The sequence below is a fragment of the Bacteroides faecichinchillae JCM 17102 genome (assembly GCF_000614145.1).
Taxonomy (GTDB): Bacteria; Bacteroidota; Bacteroidia; order Bacteroidales; family Bacteroidaceae; genus Bacteroides; species Bacteroides faecichinchillae.
Window position 1 is genome coordinate 1 of sequence record NZ_BAKK01000097.1, and the last position, 3,117, is coordinate 3,117.

At 35.7% G+C, this 3,117-nt stretch carries 2 protein-coding genes and 2 pseudogenes; 2 read left to right on the forward strand and 2 right to left on the reverse strand.

Annotated features, from left to right (window positions below):
• Both JCM17102_RS25270 and JCM17102_RS28695 read left to right on the forward strand, forming a co-directional pair.
• A pseudogene (locus JCM17102_RS25270) lies at positions 1–194 on the forward strand (hemolysin D); the annotation flags it as partial.
• Between the two features lie 73 nt (positions 195–267).
• A pseudogene (locus tag JCM17102_RS28695) lies at positions 268–1,679 on the forward strand (DUF6734 family protein).
• Between the two features lie 105 nt (positions 1,680–1,784).
• Here JCM17102_RS28695 and JCM17102_RS20740 read toward each other — a convergent pair.
• Together JCM17102_RS20740 and JCM17102_RS30805 are read right to left on the reverse strand one after the other, a co-directional pair.
• Positions 1,785–2,375 carry a hypothetical protein gene (locus JCM17102_RS20740; RefSeq protein WP_148302088.1) on the reverse strand — a complete coding sequence of 197 codons (591 nt, stop codon included), beginning with the start codon at positions 2,373–2,375 and terminating at the stop codon, positions 1,785–1,787.
• Positions 2,376–2,598: 223 nt separating this feature from the next.
• The coding region (locus tag JCM17102_RS30805) for a hypothetical protein (RefSeq protein WP_033887224.1) at positions 2,599–3,117 on the reverse strand (519 nt) is incomplete at its 5' end.

Below are 3,117 nucleotides of genomic sequence, written 5' to 3' on the forward strand. Positions count from 1 at the left end.
CGAATGAATATAAGACTCCACAAAGCAGTATCAATACCTATCTTGTTTTGGTTGATATGCCTGACGGTCTGATAACCAACTATGGTGATAAACTGGATTTCAAATATGAAATCGGCGGTCAGGCTGATATTATCGTTAAAGACCGCAGGCTAATAGAGAGACTGTTTGACAATCTAAAGTTTAATATAAAATAAGATATCTTCCTGTCACTTAAAATAATTTCTTGGTAATAATCAAAATGCAATTTCATACCTAAAAATATTAAATATGAGAGTAGTACAAACATTTTGGAGCGGGGGTAAAGATCCCTTGATTGATTCGTTCGGATGGTCATCTCCACAACACCACTTTATGTCCTGGGCATTGAGCTGTCTGACGCTCAGGCAAAATTATGACGAAGTATTTCTTTATACAGATTCCGTAGGATATGCTATTTTTGCGGAGCAGTTATCGCTTCCGTATTCGAAAATTATCATTCAATATGATAATTTGGATTGTTATCCCACACATTGGGCATATTCAAAACTCTTAACCTATTCGTTGCAAGATAAACCTTTCGTTCATGTCGATGGTGATGTATACTTACCCAAAAGATTAAAACCTGCTATAGAGTCGGCCGAACTGATAGCCAGAACTGGGAAATCGGAACTGCCGAATGCTATGGGGATATGATGAGAAAAATTAAGGAAAGAACCAGTACTGTTCTTCCGCATTTTTTGAATAATGCTATTACTGCGGATTCCATTCCTTCTTACAATGCAGGTGTAATAGGAGGAAACGATTTAGAATTTATAAAAGAATATTGTAACCACGCTTTTCAATTTATCGAGAAAAACAGCTTGAGAAATCCCAATCCCAAAGAGACCGGTGTAAATCATAACATACTTTTTGAACAAGTTCTCTTTGCTGCCTTAGTGAAAGAAAAAGGGAGAAGGGTAACAACCGTTCTGGATCACTCGATCGGAGACAATAAATACTCCTATGCTGAGTTTTGTGATTTTTACCGATTTGAAAATACAGATTTGATGCATATCATCGGCGGTCACAAAAAGAATCATCGCGTTTGCGAACTGTTGGAACGTATTCTGTTGAATAAGTATCCTGAATATTACAGTAAGATTATAGACCTTTTCAAAGATAGCCACAAACGGATAGGGAAAAAATATGTCTCCGATAACAGTTACCATGATTATCATACTTTTTTAGAAGATCTTTCTCTTCAATGGGAAAAGATTGATAATGAAGAATTATTGAATCTGGAGAAAATGTCTACTCATTATTTCAAATTCATACAGGAGAAAGAGCGAAAGAAGTTACGATATAAACTCCAGAGCAACCCTTATCTGGAGATTTATGAAGATTCCAAAGAGTGGCCAAAGGAAACAAAAGAGTTAATCCGGAGTAAAATTAATTCTGAATTTAAATCAGACCGTTTTGATATTGCCTGTATTCCCACTCTTCTGAATAAAGGTTATAAGGAGGTATTAATTGATGATTTGTCTTACAATATATTGGTAATGCTTGAAACCGAGCTCACATTCAATTCATTGCTTGATAAACTGGACCTTTATATCGATAATGCCAATGATAAACCTACTGACTGGGCGGTGGATAGGGCTGTTGAGTATCTGCTTTACCACAAGCTTATATATGTGACGGGAGAGAGTAGTAATTATTAATGTAAAGTGAGGTTTTGTTATTTAAAACCTTCAAAATTTCTAACTATTGCTTTAACCTTGCAGGTAGGCAATAGTTAGAAATTATCAAGAAAAGGGCGTTTTTAATCAATCTTCAAACCAAAATGCTTCCTCCACATCCTTGATATATTTCTCAATATTCTTATTTCCCTTTTTAGTAACCAAGAATGAGACGGTCAGATTTCCTCCCCACTTTATCATTATCAATTCTAGCTTGTGTGTGTATTTACCCATATATACCGCTTTCTTGTTTTTTATGGGATATGTAATCACGTATTGTGCGTTAAACGTTTCCTTCGCCTTTTCCGGTGGCCACATGGTTATTTTCTTTTTTATCCTTTCCATTTCTTCCTCTGTCGGGTCAGTTAAGAAGGATCCCATACCTAGAGTGTGCTTTATCCAATTAAAATTATTCTCCGGCAATTTATCAAAAGACTTGTTTGGTCTCCCTCCGTTACATTTGATAAATAATATACACTCTCCGTCTTCATGTATCCATTGAGACGTTATTACAGTACCTGCTGTCCAAAGTAGCTCTCTTGGATTAGTTTGAGAAGTACTAAGACCAAATGTTTCAGAAATAATGTATTGCGGAAGAGCCTTGTAGGCTAAACCTATACACGTTGTCGCTCTATCTAACTCTCCTCTTATCATATCAGAATCATTAGGAGGACCCACATAAAGATCTTTATTTTTATCCTTTCCATAGTTAACGTCATAACACCACTTCCACGGTAATATGGAGTATTATATTTTAGATATAATCCATCAGTTGTGAGTGTGTCATTTTGTCCATAAGCAGGAATTAAATATGCGATGATACATATCATTGAAAATAGTTTTCTTATGGTATTCATATTTAGTAATTATTTAATTTTTTAATCATGATGAAGACTTTTTATCACCCATTACTAGCCATAATAACTGCTACTTCCATAATCGCTACTGTTTCCATGATAGCTACTGTCTGCATAATCACTACTACTACTGTTTCCATAACTGTCGCTGCTTCCATAAAGCTCCCATTATTTTTTTTCTCGTTGCCAATAGAAAGAATGTCCATTACAGAATCAAATGGAATTTCGTATGATTTACTTTGTTGAGGATCATAAACCTTGAAGGCTATAACTTCGCCATTACTATTTTTAACATCTTCTTTAAATACTACTACATGCGTCGTCGTGTTTCCAGCTGTCGACATGCCTGGAACTTTTGTTGGGTCATACTGAATAATATTATGTTGTGTACTACCGGTGTACATTTGATTAATATACTCTTTCATTTCCGGGTTTTTCATTCCTGCGCCATTAAAATATCTTCCTGCCTCAGGATCATAAGCATCAGCATAACTCTCTGCACCAGATTCAGAGTAATCACCGCCTTCTATATAGGCGATACATCTCCAGAAACAGTCGTCCTG